Below are 21,871 nucleotides of genomic sequence, written 5' to 3'. Positions count from 1 at the left end.
TGGCTGCTGCGATTCGAGTTGCGCAACGATCAGGCCGCTCTTCGGGAAATAGCCGCAACAGCGGCCGAAGGCCGGCGGGACATCTCCGGTCGCACGCTGCCCGGATGGTAATCGTCCGCCAGCTCAATCTCTGGTCTACGCCATCCGAGGCTGCTCATTGGCAAAGTGTCGCACGTCGCCCGGTATGCCGCGTTTGCGAAACAAGGTTGGGCGGATGCGTCTTATGTGCTAAAATTCGATCAACCGAAGAGAGGCACGTGTCCAGCCCCGAGCGAAGGCTCGCAGCGGTGCTCTCCGCTGACATGGTGGGCTTCAGTCGGCTCATGGAGGTCGACGAGGCCGGGACCGTTGCGCGCCTCAAGACCCATCGGATCGAGCTCATCGATCCGGCCATTGCCAAGAATCGCGGCCGTATCATCAAGACCACCGGCGACGGCATGCTGGTAGAGTTCCACAGCGTTGTTGATGCTGTGCTGTGTGCGGTGGAGGTTCAACGCCGGATGGCGCGACGCAACGCGGACGTTCCGTCGGCGCGGTCGATGCAGTTCCGCATCGGCATCAATCTGGGCGATGTCATCGTTGAGGATGACGACATCTTTGGCGACGGTGTCAACGTCGCCGCGCGCCTGCAAATGCTCGCCGAGCCAGGTGGCATCTGTGTATCTGGCGCGGTGCGCGAGCAGGTCGGTCAGCGACTGGACGATGTGGAATTCGAGGATCTCGGCGAAAAGAGCGTCAAGAATATCGCAAGGCCTATCCACACCTTTCGGGTCCAGCTTGAACAGGACTCAAAAAGCACGTCGGACGGCGCGGACGACACTGCGGTCGCGATAGCAGTCTCCAAGAAGCCGTCCATTGCCGTGCTGCCGCTCGTCAACATGAGTGGTGATCCCCAGCAAGAGTTCTTCGCGGACGGCCTCACCGAAGACATCATCACCGAGCTGTCGCGCTTCCACGACCTGCTCGTCATCTCGCGCAATTCCACCTTCGTGTACAAGGGCAAGGCAGTCAAAGTACAGGAGGTCGCACGCCAATGCGGCGTCGATTACGTCCTTGAGGGGAGCGTGCGGAAGATAGGGGACCGCGTCCGTGCCACCGTGCAGCTTATCGACGGAGAAACCGACCGGCACATTTGGGCCGAACGCTATGACCGGGAGATCGAAGATATCTTTGCCATCCAGGACGAGGTGACCCGTGCGATCGTCGCGACGCTGCCCGGGCGCCTCGAGGCCGCTACCCATGATCGTGCGAAACGCAAGCGCCCCGACAACATGGTGGCCTATGAGTACGTGCTGGCCGCGAAGGTGCTGCATCACCGCTCGACACAAGCTGACAACTCGGAAGCGCAGCGCCTGCTTGATCGCGCCCTCGCGCTCGATCCGAACTATGCTCATGCCCACGCCTGGAAGGCATGCGTGCTGGGCCAGACGTGGGTTTATGGCTGGTGCGCGGATCGGGAAGCGACCTTCCAGCAAGTAATCGCGGAGTTGGAGACCGCGCTGGGGCTTGATGACAATGACAGCGACGTGCACCGGATTCTCGCCGCGGTGAACCTGAACCGCGATGATCATGACAGAGCCGCGTACCATCAGGAACGGGCGCTCGCACTGAACCCGAACTACGACCTTGTTGTCGTCCAGCAGGGCGAGCTTCTGACATGGCTCGGGCGACCTGAGGAGGGCATTGACTGGATCAAGAGGGCGATGCGCCTCAACCCTTATCACCCGGAGCGCTTCTGGAGCCATCTCGGACGCGCCTGCTACTGCGCCGAGAAATACGCCGAAGCCGTGGAGGCCTTCTCGCGGATGACACGGCCTGACCACACGCATCATGCCTTCCTCGCAGCCACTTTCGCGCAGATGGGCAACTCAGTCGCGGCCGCCGCGCACGCTACAGAGGTGTTAAAGCGCGAATCGAAATTCTCGGTCGGCGCGCACCTGGCAACCCAGCACTACAGGCATGACGTCGACCGCCGGCGCTATGAGGCCGGCCTCCTTAAGGCGGGCCTGCCGGTCTGACCTCGACCACGCTCCTCCGGGGAGCTCGAGGAATTGCTGCGTCAGTCGGCAAAACAGCCGCTGGTCTGCGGCATCGCCTTGCATAGAAAGCGTCTACGATTCATTCCAATTGCGGAGTGCCCCGGGGAGTGCCAGCCTTTATTCTCGGACGCGGCGCAATCCTCAGATTCGGGGGCAATCTCTGCTCAAGGGGCTTCTCACATTCAGCTTGACCCGACGCCCGCTGGTCCTGTTGGGCCTGCTCGCATTTGTCGGCGCCGGCATCTTTGCGTTCTTCAGGCTCAACATCGAGGCTTATCCCAATCCGGCGCCCGTCATCCTGGAAATAACGGCGCAATCTCCGGGTCTGTCCGCCGAGGAGATGGAGCGCTACTACACGATCCCGATCGAGGTCGGCCTTGCCGCGACGCCGGGCGTCGACGTCATCCGCTCGACCTCATTCTACGGCTTGTCGTTCGTCCGGGTCGTATTCCAGTATGGCGTCGACTACTATTTCGCGCTCACGCAGACGGCCATCAACCTGCAGCAGAACGTCAGCCTTCCCAACGGGGTGACGCCGCAAATCCAGGCGACCAGCCTGGTCGGAGAAATCTACCGCTATCAGGTGGTCGGACCGCCGCATTTCGGGTTGAGCAATCTCCGCACGGTCCAGGATTGGATATTGCAGCGGCGGCTCCTGTCCGTTCCCGGGGTCGTGCAGGTCAACACCTGGGGCGGCACGACCAAGGAATATCACGTCGACGTCGACCTGCAGAAACTCGAAGCCTACGGCGTGACGCTGCCGCAGGTGATCAGCGCTATCGGCAACGCCAACATCAATGTGGGCGGCCGCACCATCAATGTCGGGCAGCAGTCGGTGAACGTTCGCGGCGTCGGGCTCATGGACAGCGGCGGCGCGAAGGATTTGACCCAGGGCTACAAGGTCCGGGACATCGAGAACGTCATGCTTTCGGCGCCGAACGGGCTGCCGATATTCGTGAAAGATGTTGCCAAGGTCTCGGTGGGCTATGCGCAGCGGCTCGGCAAGGCCGGTCGGGACCATGAAGACGACGTGGTTGCGGCGATCGTCATCATGAATCGCACGCTGCACACCAATGACGTCATCAAGCGCATCCGGGCGGAGATAAACAAGATCAATGCCGACGGCAGCCTTCCCCCCGGCGTGAAACTGGTGCCGTTCTATGACCGCAGCACGCTGGTCGCCGTCACCACCAGCACCGTCCTGCACAACCTCCTGTTCGGTTGTTTGCTGATTTTCGTGGTGCAATGGCTGTTCCTCGGCGACCTGCGCAGCGCCATCATCGTCGGCGCCAACGTCCCGTTCGCGCTGTTCTTCAGCATCATCATCCTGGTCCTGCGCGGCGAAGACGCAAACCTGCTGTCCGTCGGCGCGGTCGATTTCGGCATCATTGTCGATGCCGCGGTCATCCTGGTCGAGAATATCTATCGCAACTTTCAGGCGACGCCTGAAGACCAACAACGGCAATTGCAGCATCTGGCCGAAAAGCGCTGGGGTGACGATCCCACAGCGACCGACTCGACATGGACCGACCGGCTGCGACTGATCCTGGTCAGCGCGCTGCAGATCGATAGAGCAGTGTTCTTCTCCACCGCGATCATCGTCGCGGCCTTCATCCCGCTGTTCACCATGCAGGGTGTCGAAGGCCAGATCTTCGGTCCGATGGCGCGAACCTATGCCTACGCCCTGGTGGGAGCGCTGCTGGCGACGTTCACCGTGACGCCGTGTCTTGCTTCCTTGCTGCTCCCGGAGCACGTCAGCGAGGTCGAGACGATCGTCGTGCGCGGTTTGCGCCGAATCTACACGCCCCTGCTGCGCTGGTCGCTGCGGAACCGGCCGGCGACGATCGCGATCGGACTTGTTTTCCTGGCGGCCAGCGGCGTGCTCGGCTCGCGTCTCGGCAGCGAGTTCTTGCCGACACTCGAAGAAGGCAACCTGTGGATTCGCGCGTCGATGCCGCCCACCCTGTCGCTCGAGGCGGGCATGCCGATCGTGAACGAGATCAGGGAAATTCTGCTGCGCCATCCCGAGGTCATCACGGTGGTCTCGCAACATGGCCGTCCCGATAACGGCAGCGACGCTGCGGGGTTCTTCAACGCGGAGTTCTTCGTGCCGCTGAAGCCGTTCGACGAGTGGCCGGCAGGGCTCACCAAGGAGAAGCTTGTCGAGCAGCTCCAGAAGGAATTTTCGCAGAAATTCGTCGGCATCAACTTCAATTTCTCGCAGTACATCCAGGATAACGTCGAGGAAGGACTGTCGGGCGTCAAAGGCGCCAACTCCATCAAGATCGTCGGCCCCGATCTGCCGACGCTCGAACAGATCGCCAAGCAAGTTATGGCCGAAATGGCCAAGGTGAAGGGAATTGCGGATCTTGGCGCGTTCTGGGTTCTCGGGCAGCCCAATCTGAACATCAAGGTCGATCGCGAAAAGGCTGCACGTTACGGCTTGAACGTCGGCGACGCGAATGCCGTCGTTCAAGCCGCCTTGGGGGGAACGGTGGCGACCAATCTTCTGGAGGCGGACCGCCAATTCGCCGTGGTGGTGCGGCTGGCGCCCCAATATCGGAGCGATATCCAGAATGTGCGCGACATCAAGGTCGGGGTTCAGACCCCCACGGGCAACGCCTACATACCTTTGAGCGAATTCGCCTCCATCACCCTCGACACCGGCGCATCCTATATCTTCCGCGAGCGCAACCAGCGCTTCTTGCCGATCAAGTTCAGCGTGCGCGGCCGCGACCTCGCCGGCGCGGTGGCGGAAGCCCAGCAGCGCATCGCGCGCAATGTGAAGCTGCCGACCGGCTATCGCATCGATTGGGCCGGCGAGTTCGAATGGCTGCAACAGGCCAAGAAGCGGCTCGCGATCATTCTCCCGATCACTTTGCTCTTCATCATGGTGCTGCTCTACGCCCTGTTCAATTCATTTCGTAACAGCCTTCTGGCGCTGCTCGGACTTCCGTTCGCGGTGGCCGGCGGCATTGTGGGGTTGTACGTTTTCGGATTGAACTTCAGCATATCAGCCGCGATCGGATTCATCTCGCTGTTCGGCGTGTCGGTGATGAGCGGCATCCTCATCATCCACGGCTATTATCGGGTCGCCAGTTCGGCTGTGGCCCCAGCCGATGCGATGTTCCATGCCGTCAGCGAGCAGATGCGACCCATCCTCATGATGACCCTATCAGCCTGCATCGGCTTGCTGCCGGCAGCGCTTTCGACCGGGATCGGCAGCCAGGTGCAGCGACCGCTCGCGACCGTCATCGTGGGCGGGATGCTGATCGGGCCCATCATGTTGCTCGTGGTGGTGCCGGCTCTGCAAAGCTACTTCCTCGGGCGGGAGCATGTCCCTGAAGGGCAGCCCCCTCAGGGAGAATCCGAACATCCGTAGCCGCGGGGTTCGGACTGAAACGCCAAGGCCGAGAAGTGCGCTGCACTCTGTCTGCGTTCGTCTCGCAAAGGCGAACATCAGGTTCAACGCGTGCTCGATCGTATTTCCGTCAGCAATGTTGTCCCTTCGTGGGCGGCGCGCGGAGCTGCACCGCCCTGGCTCAGCCCGTCCAAAGCGGTCTGCTACTAAGGAACGCGTCGCTCGATCGCGATTCAAGACTGCGCCAAATCCGATCTTGATGTAGGGTTGCGTTCCAACGACCAAGTACAAGCGGGCAGTCAACCCCGCAGGGCATCAAAGTCAGGGAGGACGTGGCATGACAGGGCCAGCAACCGATCACGCGACGACGCGGCGGGGATTCCTCAAGCTCGCGGCCGCAGGCACCGCGGCGGCGACGTTGAGCCGGCCCAACCCGGCGGGCGCTGAAGGGAAGACCATCACCATTCTGCACGAAAGCTCGTTCATCAAGCCGTTCGATGAATACGTGACGAACACGCTTGCGCCGGCTTACGAGAAAGCGACCGGCATCAAGGTCAACTACGAGGTGACCAGCGTCGGCAGCCTGCCGACGCGGATCAGCACGATTGCCGAGACCGGATCGGGCGCCGACATCTCGATGAACGGCCTGCTCCAGGTGATCCAGTTCAGCAACAAATATCTCGACGTTGACGACATCGCGAGCGACGTCGGCAAGGCGCAAGGCGGCTGGTACGACGCCGGGAAAGAGGCCGTTGTCGTGGACGGCAAATGGAAGGCCATTCCGTTCGCCAATATCGGTCAGTTGATGAACTGGCGCACCGACTGGTTCGCCGAGGTCGGGGTCAAGAAATTTCCCGAGACCTGGGACGAGCTCTATGAAGTCGGCAAGAAGCTGAAAGCCAAGGATCATCCCTTCGGCTTCGAGCTCGGCCATGGCTTCGGCGACAACCATGGCTGGCTATACCCTCTGCTGTGGTCCTATGGCGGCGCCGAGGTGGCAGCCGACGGCAAGACCGTGACTATCGATTCGGACGAGACTGCGCGTGCGGTGGATTTTTGCCGCAAGTTCTTCAAGGACACGATGCTCGACGACGCCCTCGGCTGGACCGACGTCAGCAACAACAAGGCTTGGATGGCCGAGCAGATCTCCTGCACCAACAATGCCGAGAGCATCCTGTGGTTCGCCAAGCGCGAGTTTCCCGACATCGGCAAGGTCACCGACCAGGCCATGAACCCGGCGGGCCCGAAGGGGCGCTTCCACCTACTCAACGATATCAGCCATTCGATCTTCAACTTCTCACCGGTCAAGGAGGAGGCGCGCGCCTTCATGCGCTGGCTGATGGACCCGAAGCAGCTCGGTGGCTGGTACGCAGTCGCGGATTCCTATTACCAGCCGTTGCTGCATGGCTACGACAACGCGCCGATGTGGAAGGTCGAGCCGCGCAACCTGCCCTATCGCGATGCGCTCGCAAACGCCCATCTGCCGGGCTGGCCCGCTCCGGCGAGCCGGCAAATGGCCGAAAGCGTCGCCAAATACGTCGTGGTCGACATGTTTGCCAAGGCCTGTTCCGGTACGTCGACCAAGGACGTCATCAAGGACGCCGCGGCGCAATTGAAGGACATCTATCGCTCGGCCTGAGCCATGACCATTGCCACCGAGCGTCTCCCTGTAGTTGCCCAAGCGACGCGTCGGCGCGCGTCGCTCTCGGCGCTGCTCGATCGCCAGGACGTTTTCAGCTGGTTGATGATGGCTCTGCCGCTCGCCTTCCTCGCAGCGCTGGTCGGCTATCCCTTCTTCTACGGCATCCTGCTGAGCCTGGAGGATCGGCCGGTCGCGCATGCCGGCACCTTCGTCGGATTGAGGAATTTCGTTGCCGACGCGCATGATCCGGTGTTCTGGCAGGTGGCGGCCAACACGTTCATCTATACCGGCGCCGCGACGCTCTTGAAGATGGTCGGCGGGCTCGGCCTGGCGCTCGCCATGAACCAGCACTTCCGGATGAAGAACCTGGTCCGGGCGGTCCTGCTTCTGCCCTTCATCGTGCCAACCGTGCTGAGCACCGTCGCCTGGCTATGGATGCTCGACCCGGCTTTCAGCGTCGTCAACCGGCTCATGGTGGCGCTGGGCTGGCCCAGGCCCGGCCCATCGTGGCTCGGCAATCCGACGCTCGCGATGGTCTCGATCATCGTCATCAACACCTGGCGCGGGCTGCCCTTCTATGGGATCAGCCTGCTCGCCGGCCTCCAGGCGGTGCCCGCAGATCTCTACGAGGCGGCTTCGATCGACGGCGCCGGCGGATGGGCGCGGTTCCGCTTCATTACCTTGCCGATGCTGCGGCCGATCATTCTGATCGTCACCCTGTTCTCGGTCATCTTCACGTTCGCCGATTTCCAGCTCGTCTACGTGCTGACCCATGGCGGGCCGGCGAACGCCACGCAACTGTTTGCGACCTACGCGTTCGATATCGCGATGAACGGAGGCCAGCTCGGGCTTGGAGCCTCGGTCGCGCTGGCGATGCTGCCGGCGCTCGCGCTGCTGATCGTGTTGCTGACCGTCTACCTGCGGAGGGAATGATGGTCACCGGCGAGGGGCGCATTCGAGAGGCTGTCCGGGTGTGGTTGCCGATCGGCTTCTTTCTCGTGGTGGCGCTGTTTCCGTTCTACTGGATGGCGATTACGTCGATCAAGCCGAACTCCGAGCTCTACAACAAGAACGTCATGCCGCTGATCGTGCATGCGCCGACGCTCAAGCACTATGTCGACCTGCTGACCAAATCGAGCTTCCTGTTGTGGACGTGGAACACGATGGTGGTCGCGGTGGTCGCGACGGCGATTTCGCTGATCCTCGGCACCATGCTCGCCTATCCGCTGGCGCGCATGCGCTTTGCCGGCGCGTCGCTGATCGCAATGACCATTGCGGCGATCTACCTCGTGCCGCAGCCGCTCTTGTTCATCCCGCTCGCCGACATCATCAACCATCTCCATCTCGGCAACACGCTCACATCGGTGATCCTGACCTATCCCACCATGCTGGTGCCGTTCTGCGCCTGGCTGCTGCTCGGCTATTTCAAGACCGTTCCGAAGGAATTGGAGGAGGCGGCGCGGATCGACGGCGCGAGCCGCCTTCAGACGATATGGAAGATCTTCCTGCCGTTGTGCGTACCCGGGTTCATCTCCGCCGGCATCTTCGCCTTCACGCTGTCGCAGAACGAATTTCTCTACGCCTTGATCTTTCTGACCAAGACTTCGGTGCGGACCGTACCGGTCGGCGTCATCGCCGAGCTGATCCGCGGCGATGTGTTCTACTGGGGCCAGCTCATGGCTGGCGCCCTGCTTGGCTCGATCCCTGTGGCGCTGATCTACTCGTTCTTCGTGGAGTACTACGTCTCCGGCCTGACCGCCGGTTCGGTCAAGGCATAATTCAAGGCATAAATTGGTGCGACTGCCCCCGATCTCGATCAGTAGATCGAGAGATGTCGGCGGGACGTAAGCCTGCGAAAGTGTAGTGCAGGTTATCGTGCAGATACGCGCTGACCGGGCGCTTGAACTGCGTCAGCTCGAGGGACATCACGTCGAGCTGTTGCATGAAGAACATGAAGGCTGCGGCGCCTTGATTTCAGCACTATTCGGGAGGCAAATTCTAATCATGTAACGCTTTGGGGGGACAGACCGTGCCGAAGCGTGGGCGCATCTTATTGATCGTGGGACTGCTCGGCTTGATGCTCGGCGGTTGCATGCAAGCGACGCTGGCACCATCCTCGCAAGCCAGCTTTACTCCGAGAGACCGGCAGTTGCTGGCCCATCCGCCTTATGCGCGAGCCAGCATTTCGGAGACCTACCGCCGGCATATCGTCGACTATCAGCGCAATGAGCGGCCGGGCACGATCCTTGTCGATACCGACGCACGGTTTCTTTATTTCGTGCTGCCGGGAGGCAAGGCGATCCGGTACGGCGTGGCGGTCGGGGAGGAAGCGATGGCCTTTTCGGGTGTCGCTACTGTTGGGCGCATGTCCGAATGGCCGGATTGGATCCCGACGCCCGAGATCCAGGCGCGGCTCGGTCCCTATCCGTCGCGCGTTCCCGGAGGCGCGGCCAATCCACTCGGTGCCCGGGCGCTTTATCTCTACCAAGGTAACAAGGACACCCTGTTCCGCATCCATGGCACCAACCAGCCGGAATACATCGGTCAGGCCATCTCGTCCGGTTGCATCCGCATGACCAACGAGGACGTCATCGATCTCTTTGATCGTGTAAGGGTCGGAACGCCTGTCGTTGTGCTGCCGCCGGGTGGGAGCGGTTGGACAGGCCCCTTCCGGAGCTAATGAGGCATCCGCCTCCAATTGTCCGAGTTCAGCTCCGGCGCGGTGATTCCGTCAGGGCGCAATCAGACTCACCGTCGGGAAATAGCTGCGGTAGCGCCTGACATCGCGGGTCAGGAGCGGGAGCTGCTCGGCTTGCGCATGTGCGCCGATGAAGAGATCGGGAAGGACGCCTGAACGAGCACCACCAGCGTCCCGGTATTTCGTGAAGGCTTTTCCCGCAAGGAACAGTGCTGTTCGCGGGATCGCCCTCATCGTCACGCCGGCTTCTGCCATGACCTTGTCGAAATCCGAGATGCTCTGAAAACGAATCGACGTCTCGGCGTAGATCACGTCGTTGATCAGCAACGGACCATGGAGAGCAGCGTCTTCGAGCTGTCGGAGCGACCATTCCCACCAGATCGGCGTTCTGGTGAAGACATCGAGCAAGACGTTCGAATCAATCAACGTCATTCCGGCTCGCCACGCAGTAACTCCATGAGTTCGTCGGTGGTCGGCCCGGGCCCTGCGGAACCGACTAATTTCGCAAATCGGCTCGGCCTCGTCGTGCCGTCCGCCTTCTCGATCACGATGCTGCCATCCGCCGCGCGGCGGAAATGGACCTCGCTGCCGGGTCCGATTCCGAGGTGATCGCGCACCGGCTTCGGAATCGTGACCTGGCCCTTGCGGGTGAGCTTAGTCATCATATCCAACTCCCGGTATTACCAGACAAAATATGGTAATACCTTGCAATCTGTCCAGTATCGTCGATGGTTAATCGCGTCTTAACCTCGCCGTATCTATGGTGGTTTGTCGCTTCCCGGCCGGTCTCGTTTTGGCGATCGGCGGCCTCAGAACATGCTGGCGTTTTAACGTATGGCCATGACCGCTTCATCCCGCGCTCCCCTGGGGGCCGGACCCAAGGAAAGCGAACGTTCGCCGTTTGCGCGCACGACCGAGTTGCTGGCGCCCTATAAGCCGGCTAAGCCTTTGATTACGCTGTCATTAGGCGAACCGCAGCACCCGGTTCCCGGCTTCGTCGGGCCCGTGCTCGCGCAATTTACCGCCGATTTCGGCCGTTACCCGCTGGCGCGCGGCATCGAGCCGTTCCGGAAAGCGGCCACCGCGTGGCTCTCGACCCGGTTCAAGCTGCCCCGCGCGGTCGATCCCGAAACCGAAATCCTGGTGCTGAACGGCAGCCGCGAGGGCCTGTTCTTCGCTGCACTGACCGCCAAGGATTATGTGGGCGAGCGCAAAGGCCGGCCGGCGATCCTGATGCCGAACCCGTTCTATCCGGCCTATGGCGCCGGCGCGAAGGCCTCGGGCTGCGAGCAGATCTATCTGCCGACCACGGTCGAAAACGGTTTTCTCCCCGACCTCGACGCGATCGACGACGCAACGCTCGCCCGCACTGTCGCGTTCTACATCGCCTCGCCCGCGAACCCGCAAGGCGCGGTCGCGAGCCCGGCCTATTTCCGCAAGCTGAAGCAGCTCGCCGATCGCTTCGGCTTCATGGTTCTGAGCGACGAGTGCTACTCGGAAATCTACACGCGCGACGCGCCGGGCAGCATGCTCGAGCACGCCGGTCCCGACTTCAGGAACGTGGTGGCGTTCCAGTCGCTGTCGAAGCGCTCGAACCTGCCTGGCATGCGCGTCGGCTTTGCGGCTGGCGACAAGAAATTTCTCGCGGCGTTCCATGAGCTGCGCAATGTCGCGGCACCGCAAGTGCCGGTGCCGCTGCAGCAGGTCGCGGCCGCCGCTTACGCCGACGAGGCGCATGTCGAGGAGAACCGCAAGCTCTACCGCATCAAGTTCGACCTTGCCGACCAGATTCTTGGCAATCGCTACGGCTACAAGCGCCCGGCTGGTGGCTTCTGCGTGTGGCTCGATGTATCGAAGCACGGCGGCGATGAAGCTGCGGCCGTCAGACTCTATCGCGACGCCGGCGTGCGCGTGATTCCGGGCAGCTACCTCGCGCGCGAGCAGAGCGACGGCTTCAATCCCGGCGCGGGCTTTATCCGCCTTGCGCTGGTGTCGGACAGTGAATCGACGGCCGAGGCACTGCACCGGCTGGTGGAAACTTTGGCTTAATCGCGAGGCTTTGGGGCACATGCCGGCGATCGAACGCGTCATTCCCCTGGTCGGCCATCTGCCGACCTCGATCCGCGAGGCGCTGGCCCGCCGTCTGCGCGAATTGATGGGGCTCGGCCTGATCGCGCTCGCAGGCGTTATCGCGGCGGCGCTGATGACCTGGTCGGTGCAGGACCCAAGCCTGAGCCACGCCACCTCGCGCGCGATCCGCAACGTCGTCGGTTACCCTGGCGCGATCGGCGCCGATCTCCTGATGCAGATCCTGGGCCTTGGCGCGATCATGCTGATCCTGCCGATTGCCGTGTGGGGCTGGCGCATGATGACCCATCGCGATTTCGATCGGGAGGCGCTGCGGCTCGGCGCGTGGGTGCTGTGCACCGTGATCGCGGCCGGTTTTGCGAGCTGCTGGCCACACAACACAGCCTGGCCGCTGCCGACCGGGCTTGGCGGCGTCGTCGGCGATGCGCTGGTGCGAGCGCCGGCGGTCGTGTTCGGCCCGCCCGGCTTGATCTATCGTTTCGTGCTCGGCCTCATCTACTTCGCAGCCATCATCGTGACGTTCCTGATCGCGTCGGGCCTGGGCTCGCAGCCGAAGGAAGAGGAAGAACTGGCGCCGCTGGGGGATGACGACGCGCTGCTCGAGGACGACGATGACGACGGCGGCTCGATTTCCTTGGGGTGGATCTTCCATGCGCTGATGAGCGCAAAGGCGCGGATCGGCTGGCTCCTCGGCACGGCCTATCGTTCGCTGGTGTCGAGCGCCCCGGCCTCGTCGCGCAAAGCTTCGTTCGAGCGCCAGGAGCCCAATCTCGGCGGCCGCGCCACGCCGTCGATCGCGCCCGAACAGGATGACGACGAGGAGCAAGGCGAGGAAGATGACGAGGAGGAGGAACGGCCTTCCGCGCGCGCCCCGCGCAAGAAAGCCGCGCCGAAGGCGCCTGCGAAGAAATCCGAAAAGTGGGAATTCCCGGCGATGGCGATGCTCGCCGCACCGAAAGCCGCCGACCGCCAGCCGCTCTCCAAGGCGGAGCTCGAGGCCAATTCGCGTCGGCTCGAAGGCGTGCTTGGCGATTTCGGCGTCCGCGGCGAGATCGTCAAAGCCAATCCCGGTCCGGTGGTCACGCTGTACGAATTGGAGCCCGCGCCCGGCATCAAATCCTCGCGCGTGATTGGCCTCGCCGACGACATCGCCCGCTCCATGAGCGCGCTGTCGGCGCGCGTCGCCGTCGTCGCCGGCCGCAACGCGATCGGCATCGAACTGCCGAACGCGCATCGCGAAAAGGTTTATCTGCGCGAACTGCTGGTGGCCAAGGAGGCCACCGAGTCGGTTGCGAAGCTGCCGCTCTGCCTCGGCAAAACCATCGGCGGCGATCCCGTCATCATCGATCTTGCGCGCACGCCGCATATGCTGATCGCCGGCACCACCGGCTCCGGCAAATCGGTCGCGATCAACACCATGATCCTGAGCCTGCTCTACAGGCTCAGACCGGATCAGTGCCGGCTGATCATGGTCGACCCCAAGATGCTCGAGCTCTCCGTCTATGACGGCATCCCGCATCTGCTGACGCCCGTCGTGACCGATCCGAAGAAGGCCGTCGTGGCGCTGAAATGGGCGGTGCGCGAAATGGAGGAGCGCTACAAGCGCATGGCCAAGCTCGGCGTGCGCAACATCGACGGTTACAATGCGCGGCTCATCGAGGCCAAGGGCAAGGGCGAGGAGCTGACGCGCACGGTGCATACCGGCTTCGACAAGGAGACCGGCAAGGCGATCTACGAGGAGGAGAAGCTCGATCTCGAGCCGCTGCCCTATATCGTCATCATTGTCGACGAAATGGCCGACCTGATGATGGTCGCCGGCAAGGACATCGAAGGCGCGGTGCAGCGCCTCGCACAGATGGCGCGCGCCGCGGGCCTGCATGTGATCCTCGCCACGCAACGTCCGTCGGTCGACGTCATCACCGGCACGATCAAGGCGAACTTCCCGACCCGTATTGCCTTCCAGGTGACGTCGAAGATCGACAGCCGCACCATCCTCGGCGAAATGGGCGCCGAGCAACTGCTCGGCCAGGGCGACATGCTCTATATGGCGGGCGGCGGACGCATCAGCCGCGTGCACGGACCATTTGCCTCGGATGAGGAAGTCGAGAAGGTGGTGCGTCATCTCAAGACGCAGGGCGCGCCCGAATATCTCGAGGCCGTCACCGCGGAAGAGACGAGCGAAGAGGATGGCGCCGTGTTCGACGCGACCGGCATGGGCGGCGATGGCGGCGGCGATCTGTTCACGCAGGCGGTTGCGATCGTCAAGCGCGACCGCAAGGCTTCGACCAGCTACATCCAGCGGCGCTTGCAGATCGGTTACAACCGCGCGGCCTCGCTGATGGAGCGCATGGAACAGGAAGGCATTGTCGGCCAGGCCAACCACGCCGGCAAACGCGAGATCCTCGTCGCCGAAGAGGAAGAAGGATTCTAGAAATCGGGTTGTGCAGAACGCCGCAACCTGGCTTTCACGGAAAAACGATACTGCAATGCACCGAAACTGCGGTAAGGTAAAATGGCCGCTGACCAGTCAGGATTATGCGTTGAAAAGTAATCAGAAATCCCGAATCACCATCGCGCGCATGCGTGACCACGCGATGCCCGCATGCGCGTTTCTGATCGTCGCCAGCATGATCACCGCCGCACCTTCGACTGCGCAACAGGTGCCGCTGCCAAAGCCCGCACCCAAAGCGCGCGACAATATGCGCATGAGCGCGGACGCCAACAACCGGTTGACGACGGGCTCGACGCAGACCACGCCGCCGGATCCGATCATCCCCGATCCGCATCGCAACGTGCCGACGAATATTTTCGCGTCTTTCGACGCCAACCAGAAGGCCGAGGCCGCCAAGGTCAGCAACTATCTCTCCTCGCTGCAGTCGCTGGTCGGGAATTTCGTCCAGGTCGGGCCCGACGGCACCAAGACCAAGGGCGACTTCTATATCCAGAAGCCTGGCAAGGTCCGCTTCGAATACGATCCGCCGTCGCCGATCGACATCATCGCCGACGGCTCCTCGGTCGCCGTGCGCGATCGCAATCTCGCGACGCAGGACATCTATCCGCTGTCGCAGACGCCGCTGCGCTTCCTGCTCTCCGACCGCATCGACCTGATGAAGGACACCAACGTCGTCAACGTCACCGCGGACGATATGTTCATCAGCGTCACCATCGAGGAGAAGCAGGCGCTGGTCGGTACCTCGAGGCTGATGCTGATGATCGGCGCCAAGGACGGCCAGCTCAAGCAGTGGACCGTCACCGATCCGCAGGGCTACGACACCACGGTCGCCGTCTATAACCTGGACACCACGAAGAAGCCCGATCCCAGCCTGTTCAAGATCGACTTCACGAAGTATCCGACCTCGCCGGGCTGATCCCGCCTCTCGTCATTGCGAGCGACGCGACGTGTCCGCCGTAGCTCAAGGAGCGAAGGCGGAAGCAATCCAGAACTTCCTGTTGGCTGGATTGCTTCGTCGCTTGCGCTCCTCGCAATGACGATCATAACTGGTTCCATGCGTTTTTCCCTGACAACCTGGAACATCAATTCGGTGCGACTGCGCATCGATATCGTCGCCAAGTTCATCAAGGCGCACCGACCCGACGTGCTGTGCCTGCAGGAAACCAAATGCATCGACGATGCGTTTCCGAAAAAGCGATTCAAGCGGCTTGGTTATGAGCACATCGCGCTGAACGGGCAGAAGGGCTATCACGGCGTTGCCGTGATCTCGAAGCTGCCGTTCGACAACACCGATATCCGCACCTTTTGCGACATCGTCGACTCCCGCCACATCTCGGTCTCGTTCGGCGAAAAGGCTCAGCTTTCAAAACCGCTGGTGCTGCACAATTTCTATGTGCCGGCCGGCGGCGACATTCCCGACCCCGCGCTCAATCCGAAATTCGACCACAAGCTGAAATTCCTGGACGAGATGAAGGCCTGCGAGCCGTTGCATCCGCGCGGGCAAGACCGCCACATCCTGGTCGGCGATCTCAACGTGGCGCCGAATGAGAACGACGTCTGGTCGCACAAGCAGCTTCTGAAGGTTGTCTCGCATACGCCGATCGAATGCGAGAAGCTGCTTGCAGCCCTCGGTGCCGGTGATTGGCACGACGTGGCGCGCGAACGGATACCGTTGTCGGAGAAGGTCTACACCTGGTGGAGCTATCGCGCCGCCGACTGGACCGTCGGCGACCGCGGCCGCAGGCTCGACCACATCTGGGTGTCGCGCGCGCTGAAGGACGCGGTCTCGGACTTCCGCATCCTGCGCGACGCGCGCGGCTGGGAACGTCCGTCGGACCATGTTCCGGTCACGGTGACGCTGGAGGTTTGACTCAGTCCATCCTCGTCGTCATTCCGGGATGCGCCGCAAGGCGCAGACCCGGAATCCATACTCAAGGCTGGTGGTTATGGATTCCGGGCTCGCGACTTCGTCGCGCCCCGGAATGACGAATGGAGAGGGTTGTGCGCTTACGTGCTCAGTTTCCCGCCGGCGATCAGGATGTCGCTGGCGATCTGGCTGGTGCGGGTGGCGAATTCGTCGCGCAGGCGGCGCGCCGCGGCGGGGTCGCTCTCTAGCACGCGCTGGAACAGGCTGCGGTTGATGCGGATGACGCTGGAATATTCCAGCGCGGTCGCGGTCGAGGGCCGCCGCATCGCCACCACCAGCGCGAGCTCGCCGAGCAGCGCACCCGGGCCCACGGTGATCTCGGCGCCCGCGCCGTCATCGATCCGGAACGCGCCGCGCTGCACCACGAATCCGGAATCGGCATCCTCGCCCTGCTGAAACAGCGGGTCGCCGCGCGGCACGTTGCGCTGCTCGGAGCCGATCGCCAGCATCCGCAGCGATTCGCGGCCGAGCAGACGCAAGGTCGGGACGCGCTCCAGGAGCGCTACATCGTCATCGATCGACATCAGGTGGTTAGTAAAGCCTCATCCACGATTCGCTATCTTCGCGAATCGTATCACGGCACAAGCTTGTAGCCACCGGCTTCCGTCACCAGGATCTCGGGATTGGCGGCGTCCTTCTCGATTTTCTGGCGCAGCCGGTAAATATGGGTTTCCAGGGTGTGGGTGGTGACGCCCGAATTATAGCCCCAGACTTCCTGCAGCAGGGTCTCGCGCGAGACCGGGAGCTGGCCCGCCCGGTACAGGAAGCGCAAGATCGCGGTCTCCTTCTCGGTCAGCCGCACCTTTCGCGAATTGGCGCCGGTCAGCATCTTCGAGCCGGGGCGGAAACTATAGGGGCCAACCGAAAACACTGCGTCTTCGCTGGCCTCGTGCTGGCGGAGTTGCGCCCGGATCCGCGCCAGCAGCACCGCAAAGCGGAAGGGCTTTGCGACATAATCATTGGCGCCGGATTCGAGCCCGAGGATCGTATCGGAGTCGGTGTCATGGCCGGTCAGCATGATGATCGGAGCCTTGAAGCCGCCCTTGCGAAGCGAGCGGACCACCTCGCGACCATCGGTGTCGGGCAGGCCGACATCCATCAGCACCAGATCGGGCGAATTGGCCTTCGCCGCGCTCGCGCCCTTCGCGCCGGTGTCGACGGCGGATGCTTCGAACTCGTCGTGTAGCGACAGTTGCTCCACCAGCGTGTCGCGGAGATCGGTATCGTCATCCACGATCAGGATTTTGCGGGCATTGGCCATGGTTACATCCTAGCGAAGCGCGGCAGGTTAAGGGCATGCGTCACCGGCCGCGAGTTGGCAAAGTTTGGTAGCGTCGTTGCTCTTTTCTTGGCGCGTTTCCGGCTTGCTTGTCTCAGGTAGGGAACCATTGCCGATTCACAAGCCGAACGGCAGTTTACCCCAAATTTCGGAGGCGTTTTGATGAATGTCCTGTAATGAACACCAATGTCGCCGGCAAGTTGCATCGAAGCCCGATCGTGCATAAAAAGAGACGTATATTCAATGACTTATGAGACAAGCGCACCCGATCGGCCGCTCCTCATGATCAGGATTCGGGCGCGCGCCGGAAATTCCCGGCAAGGCTGGCTCACCGCAGGCGGACTCACCATTCCCGTGGCGCTCGGCCGCGGTGGCATCCGCGCCAACAAGCGCGAGGGCGATGGCGGCACGCCGCGGGGCACGTTTCGCCCGCGGCAACTCTGGTGGCGCGCTGACCGTCACGCCAGGCCGAAGACGTTCATCCCGGTGCGCGCGATCCGCCGCGAGGACGCCTGGTGCGAAGACGCGACCGATCGCCACTACAACCGGCCGATCCGTCTTGCGCGCGGCGAGGGCGGCGACCACCTCACGCGCAAGGATCATCTCTACGATTTCATCGTCGAGATCGACCACAACACGCGCCCCCGCATCGCCCATCGTGGCAGCGCGGTGTTTCTGCATCTGGCGCGTGAGAATTATGCACCGACCGCGGGCTGCGTCTCGATGACCAAAGCGGCAATGCTGCGCCTGTTGCGGCAGCTTGGACCGAAGACCAGAATTGTGATTGGATAACACGATGCTCGACTTCAACCAGATCGACTCCGCTTCGCGCACGCTTGTCGGCCATTGGCGCGCCGGCACCAAGCTCGGCAACCTCGCGGACTCGATGCGACCCCGGACAAGAGCCGAGGGCTATGCCATCCAGGCCGAGATCGAGCGCTCATCGAGCGCAAGGCTATTTGGCTGGAAGATCGCCGCCACCAGCGAGGCCGGGCAGAAGCATATCAATGTCGCCGGGCCCATGGCTGGGCGGATCCTTCAGGATACGCTGATCGCGGATGGCGGCACAGCGCCGATGACCGGCAACGCCATGCGCGTCGGCGAGCCGGAATTCGCCTTCCGCATGCGTATCGATTTGCCGCCGCGGCAAAGTTCTTATTCTGTTGCCGAGGTTTTGGATGCCGTCGACACGTTGCATCCGGCGATCGAAATCCCGGACTCGCGCTTTGCCGATTTCGTCACCGCCGGCGAAGCGCAGATCATCGCCGACAATGCCTGCGCGCATCTGTTCGTGCTCGGCCAGGCCACTTCAGCAAACTGGCGCGCGCTCGATCTCATCGAGGAGCGTCCGGTGACGATGCTGCGGGGCCAGCGCCATGTCGGCCACGGCAAGAACGTGCTCGGCGATCCGCGCGTGGCGCTCGCCTGGCTCGCCAATGAATTGCGCGGGCTCGGGCTGACGCTGCGGGCAGGGGAGGTGGTGACCACCGGCACCTGCCACCCGCCGCTCGCGATTCAGTCGGGCGAGAAGATGGAAGCGGATTTCGGCGTGCTCGGAAAAGTGTCGGTGGGATTCAAGTAAACCTCGTCGTCATTCCGGGGCATCGCGAAGCGATGAGCCCGGAATCCATAACCCCAGTCTTGGGTTGGGCGATGACTGTTGGTACCGCCATTGTGCGTTCTTGAGATATCGCGCGGTATGGATTCCGGGCTCGCGCCAGAGGCGCGCCCCGGAATGACGAACTTCTTATCCCCGGTGCCCGAAAATCGCCGAGCCTACGCGGATGTGCGTGGCGCCGAACTGGATCGCGATCGCGTAATCGGCGCTCATGCCCATGGAGAGATGCTTCAAGCCGTTGCGCGCCGCGATCTTGGCGGTCAGTGCGAAATGCGGCGCCGGCGCTTCGTTCACCGGCGGGATGCACATCAAGCCTGAAATCTCGAGCCCATATTTGTCGCGGCAGGCCGCGATGAAGGCATCGGCGTCCTGTGGCGCGACGCCCGCCTTCTGCGGCTCCTCGCCGGTATTGATCTGGACGAAGAGTTGCGGCCGCTTTTTCTGGGCTTCGATTTCCTTGGCCAATGCCTGGCAAATGCTCGGCCGGTCGACGGAATGGATCGCATCGAACAGCGCGACCGCTTCTTTCGCCTTGTTGGATTGCAGGGGACCGATCAGATGCAGCTTCAGCCCGCCGTAAGCCGCCATTAACGCTGGCCACTTCGCCTTCGCTTCCTGCACGCGATTCTCGCCGAATACGCGTTGTCCGCTTTCGATTACCGGCACAATCGCATCAGATGCGAAGGTTTTCGAGACTGCGATCAGCGTGACCGAGGCACGCTCGCGCCTGGCCTCCTTGCAGGCGCGCACGATCTCCTCTTCGACGGCCGCGAGTGCGTTTGGTGAATGCGAGGTTACGGCAGTGGTGTGTTCGGTCATCATTTCATCTGCGGGTCGTAAAACTACGGTGGTAAGTCGAATTTTACCGAGTTCCTTAAAAGGGGTCTTCAATCATTCCCTCTACGTTCCGCGCGGGGTAGGGGCTCACCGATGTCTCACGTCAGTTTCAACCGCAGGAAAGCGAAACTCAAGCGGCTTCTCGGCATACGTGCGCGGCTTGCGCTGCTGGCCGTGATCCTGGTCGTGCCTTTGATGCTCGACCGCGCGCGCTCGCTGGAGAATGCCCGCGCCAGGCAGGTCGCGCAGGCCTCGGCGGAATTTTCCAGGCTCGCCAGTCACTCCGCCGACACCCAGCGCGAGGTGATCTCGTCCGTCGAGACCGTGCTGAAATCGGCGGCCTATATCCGCGCTTCCGCCGGCGGCGTGAGCCAGGCCTGCGATATGCTGCGCGCGAGCCTGCCGGGCAATCTGCCCTGGATCCGCAACGTGCTGCTCGTCGGCGGCGACGGGCACGTGCAGTGCTCGACCAACAACACATTCATCGGCGTCGATCTCTCCGGGCGGCGCTATATGAAGAAGGCGCGCGCGACCGGCGCGCTGGTGTTCAGCGATTTCACCTATGTCGAAGCCATCAAGACGGCCGTGATTCTCGCGGCCTATCCGGTCGCCCTCATCAACCACGATTCGGACGCGATGGTGGTCGCCTCCATCAATCTCGACTGGATGTCGAAGCTGATGGACAATCTCGGCGGCAAGCCCGGTATCTCCGCAGCCCTCGTCGACGCCAACGGCACCGTGCTGGCGGCGCCGAAAGGCCAAGCCGGCATCATCGGCAGGCCGCTCGATGCCGTGCCGCTGCTCGCGGCGATCGCCGAGGAGGCGCTGAGCTCAAACGACCGACAGGGCTCGCTCAACTTCGTTGCCGCCGACGGATCGCGGCGCGCGCTGTCCTTCGCGCGGATCGCCGGCACCGGCGCGCGCCTGATCGCGAGCATCGACGAGGACCGCGTGACGGCGGCGATCAACCGCGACATCCGCACCGCTTATTTACAGCTTTGCTTTGTCACCCTGTTCGTGCTGCTCGGCGCGCTGATCGCCGCCGAGAAGCTGATTATTCAGCCGATCGAGATGATGGCGACGATGGCCAAGCGTTTCGGGCAGGGCGACCGCACCGCGCGCGCGGTGCGCTCGGGCCTGCCGTCCGAATTCGTGCCGCTCGCGCGTGCCTTCAACGCGATGGCGGCGCAGCTTTCCCAGCGGGAAGCCGAGCTGGTCGCGACCAACGAGCGCCTCACCGTGATCGCCTCGATCGATATGCTCTCGGGGCTGGCCAACCGCCGCGGCTTCCAGAGCCGGCTCGATTTCGAATGGATGAAGGCGCAGCAATATGATTGCGAGCTGTCGTTGATGATGATCGATGTCGATCATTTCAAGCTCTACAACGACACCTATGGCCATCCCGAGGGCGACGCCTGCCTGAGCAGGCTCGGGGAAACGCTGTCGGGCATTGCCGCCGACACCATGGGCTTTGCCGCCCGCTATGGCGGCGAGGAGTTCTGTCTGCTGCTCCCCAACACCGACGCCGACCGCGCCCGCGAGATCGGCGAACAGGTGCGCGCGGCCGTGCTGGATCTGGCGCTGCCGCATCGAACGTCGAGCCATCACTGCGTCACCGTCTCCGTCGGCGTCGCGTGCGTCAAACCCGACGCCAGCCTGCGGCCTGGCGACCTGATCGAAGCCGCCGACGCCGCCCTCTACGCCGCCAAACACCGCGGCCGCAACACCGTCGTGGAGCATGGGTTTGTGCGCGTGACGGACACGGCGGGCAGGGTCGCGATGGTGGGTTGATTTGCCCGTCGAGGCTGGGCAAGAACTCGGCATTTCCGGCAATTGATGTACGATTCGGTTTATGACGAATCACACATTCAAGAGCGGCGAGAGCCGGGACCAGGTCTGCCTGCTTCCTGCGCGGATAGAAGACTATGTC

At 62.6% G+C, this 21,871-nt stretch carries 18 protein-coding genes; 13 read left to right on the top strand and 5 right to left on the bottom strand.

The genetic code is table 11. From position 1 onward, the window contains the following. The first annotated feature begins 257 nt into the window (after positions 1–257). The 6 genes from VKR55_RS15530 (at position 258) to VKR55_RS15505 (ending at position 9,722) form a co-directional block, all read left to right on the top strand. Complete coding sequence (locus VKR55_RS15530) at positions 258–2,018, top strand: adenylate/guanylate cyclase domain-containing protein (RefSeq protein ID WP_324404785.1); 1,761 nt, start codon at positions 258–260, stop codon at positions 2,016–2,018. Between the two features lie 181 nt (positions 2,019–2,199). Continuing rightward, a complete protein-coding gene (locus VKR55_RS15525) occupies positions 2,200–5,421 on the top strand; it encodes an efflux RND transporter permease subunit (protein WP_324404824.1) in 3,222 nt (1,073 codons plus the stop codon). A 316-nt stretch (positions 5,422–5,737) separates the two neighbouring features. Beyond that, on the top strand, positions 5,738–7,039 hold the full coding sequence (locus tag VKR55_RS15520) for an ABC transporter substrate-binding protein (protein ID WP_324404784.1): 1,302 nt from the start codon (positions 5,738–5,740) through the stop codon (positions 7,037–7,039). A gap of 3 nt (positions 7,040–7,042) precedes the next feature. Continuing rightward, on the top strand, positions 7,043–7,975 hold the full coding sequence (locus VKR55_RS15515) for a carbohydrate ABC transporter permease (protein WP_324404783.1): 933 nt from the start codon (positions 7,043–7,045) through the stop codon (positions 7,973–7,975). Beyond that, positions 7,975–8,820: a carbohydrate ABC transporter permease gene (locus VKR55_RS15510; RefSeq protein WP_324404782.1), complete on the top strand. Its 846-nt coding sequence runs from the start codon at positions 7,975–7,977 to the stop codon at positions 8,818–8,820. The genes VKR55_RS15515 and VKR55_RS15510 overlap by 1 nt, the downstream gene beginning before the upstream one ends. 314 nt (positions 8,821–9,134) lie before the next feature. Then, on the top strand, positions 9,135–9,722 hold the full coding sequence (locus VKR55_RS15505) for a L,D-transpeptidase (protein ID WP_414642384.1): 588 nt from the start codon (positions 9,135–9,137) through the stop codon (positions 9,720–9,722). Between the two features lie 51 nt (positions 9,723–9,773). Here VKR55_RS15505 and VKR55_RS15500 read toward each other — a convergent pair whose 3' ends face one another. Both VKR55_RS15500 and VKR55_RS15495 read right to left on the bottom strand, forming a co-directional pair. Then, on the bottom strand, positions 9,774–10,172 hold the full coding sequence (locus tag VKR55_RS15500; protein ID WP_324404781.1) for a type II toxin-antitoxin system VapC family toxin: 399 nt from the start codon (positions 10,170–10,172) through the stop codon (positions 9,774–9,776). Next, positions 10,169–10,402: an AbrB/MazE/SpoVT family DNA-binding domain-containing protein gene (locus tag VKR55_RS15495; protein WP_414642383.1), complete on the bottom strand. Its 234-nt coding sequence runs from the start codon at positions 10,400–10,402 to the stop codon at positions 10,169–10,171. The genes VKR55_RS15500 and VKR55_RS15495 overlap by 4 nt, the downstream gene beginning before the upstream one ends. A gap of 172 nt (positions 10,403–10,574) precedes the next feature. Between VKR55_RS15495 and VKR55_RS15490 the strand changes: the two genes are divergently transcribed. From VKR55_RS15490 to VKR55_RS15475, 4 genes are all read left to right on the top strand, one after another. Next, a complete protein-coding gene (locus VKR55_RS15490) occupies positions 10,575–11,789 on the top strand; it encodes an aminotransferase class I/II-fold pyridoxal phosphate-dependent enzyme (protein WP_324404779.1) in 1,215 nt (404 codons plus the stop codon). A 19-nt stretch (positions 11,790–11,808) separates the two neighbouring features. Further along, entirely contained in the window at positions 11,809–14,259 is a 2,451-nt protein-coding gene (locus tag VKR55_RS15485) for a DNA translocase FtsK (RefSeq protein WP_324404778.1), read from the top strand. Positions 14,260–14,422: 163 nt separating this feature from the next. After that, positions 14,423–15,196, top strand: coding sequence for an outer membrane lipoprotein carrier protein LolA (locus VKR55_RS15480; protein WP_324404822.1), 774 nt, complete (start codon positions 14,423–14,425; stop codon positions 15,194–15,196). 138 nt (positions 15,197–15,334) lie between these two features. Continuing rightward, entirely contained in the window at positions 15,335–16,150 is an 816-nt protein-coding gene (locus tag VKR55_RS15475) for an exodeoxyribonuclease III (protein ID WP_324404777.1), read from the top strand. A 137-nt stretch (positions 16,151–16,287) separates the two neighbouring features. Here the strand turns inward: VKR55_RS15475 and VKR55_RS15470 are convergent, their stop codons facing one another. Beyond that, complete coding sequence (locus VKR55_RS15470) at positions 16,288–16,731, bottom strand: cyclic nucleotide-binding domain-containing protein (protein ID WP_324404776.1); 444 nt, start codon at positions 16,729–16,731, stop codon at positions 16,288–16,290. 50 nt (positions 16,732–16,781) lie between these two features. Continuing rightward, on the bottom strand, positions 16,782–17,468 hold the full coding sequence (locus VKR55_RS15465) for a response regulator transcription factor (RefSeq protein WP_324404775.1): 687 nt from the start codon (positions 17,466–17,468) through the stop codon (positions 16,782–16,784). 261 nt (positions 17,469–17,729) lie between these two features. Here VKR55_RS15465 and VKR55_RS15460 point away from each other — a divergent pair, with 261 nt between their 5' ends. Together VKR55_RS15460 and VKR55_RS15455 are read left to right on the top strand one after the other, a co-directional pair. Further along, complete coding sequence (locus VKR55_RS15460) at positions 17,730–18,278, top strand: L,D-transpeptidase family protein (RefSeq protein WP_324404774.1); 549 nt, start codon at positions 17,730–17,732, stop codon at positions 18,276–18,278. A 4-nt stretch (positions 18,279–18,282) separates the two neighbouring features. After that, positions 18,283–19,068 (top strand): 2-keto-4-pentenoate hydratase, encoded by a 786-nt coding sequence (locus VKR55_RS15455; RefSeq protein WP_324404773.1) that lies wholly within the window; start codon positions 18,283–18,285, stop codon positions 19,066–19,068. Between the two features lie 165 nt (positions 19,069–19,233). Here the strand turns inward: VKR55_RS15455 and VKR55_RS15450 are convergent, their stop codons facing one another. Beyond that, the gene (locus VKR55_RS15450) at positions 19,234–19,923 is read right to left on the bottom strand and encodes a YggS family pyridoxal phosphate-dependent enzyme (protein ID WP_324404772.1); all 690 of its coding nucleotides are present in this window, start codon (positions 19,921–19,923) and stop codon (positions 19,234–19,236) included. A 111-nt stretch (positions 19,924–20,034) separates the two neighbouring features. Between VKR55_RS15450 and VKR55_RS15445 the strand changes: the two genes are divergently transcribed. Next, the gene (locus VKR55_RS15445) at positions 20,035–21,732 is read left to right on the top strand and encodes a sensor domain-containing diguanylate cyclase (RefSeq protein ID WP_324404771.1); all 1,698 of its coding nucleotides are present in this window, start codon (positions 20,035–20,037) and stop codon (positions 21,730–21,732) included. Positions 21,733–21,871 lie beyond the last annotated feature (139 nt).

This window comes from Bradyrhizobium sp., from assembly GCF_035309285.1.
Classification (GTDB): domain Bacteria; phylum Pseudomonadota; class Alphaproteobacteria; order Rhizobiales; family Xanthobacteraceae; genus Bradyrhizobium.
The sequence above is the reverse complement of the archived record's forward strand: the minus strand, read 5'-3'. Positions and strand labels throughout refer to the sequence as shown.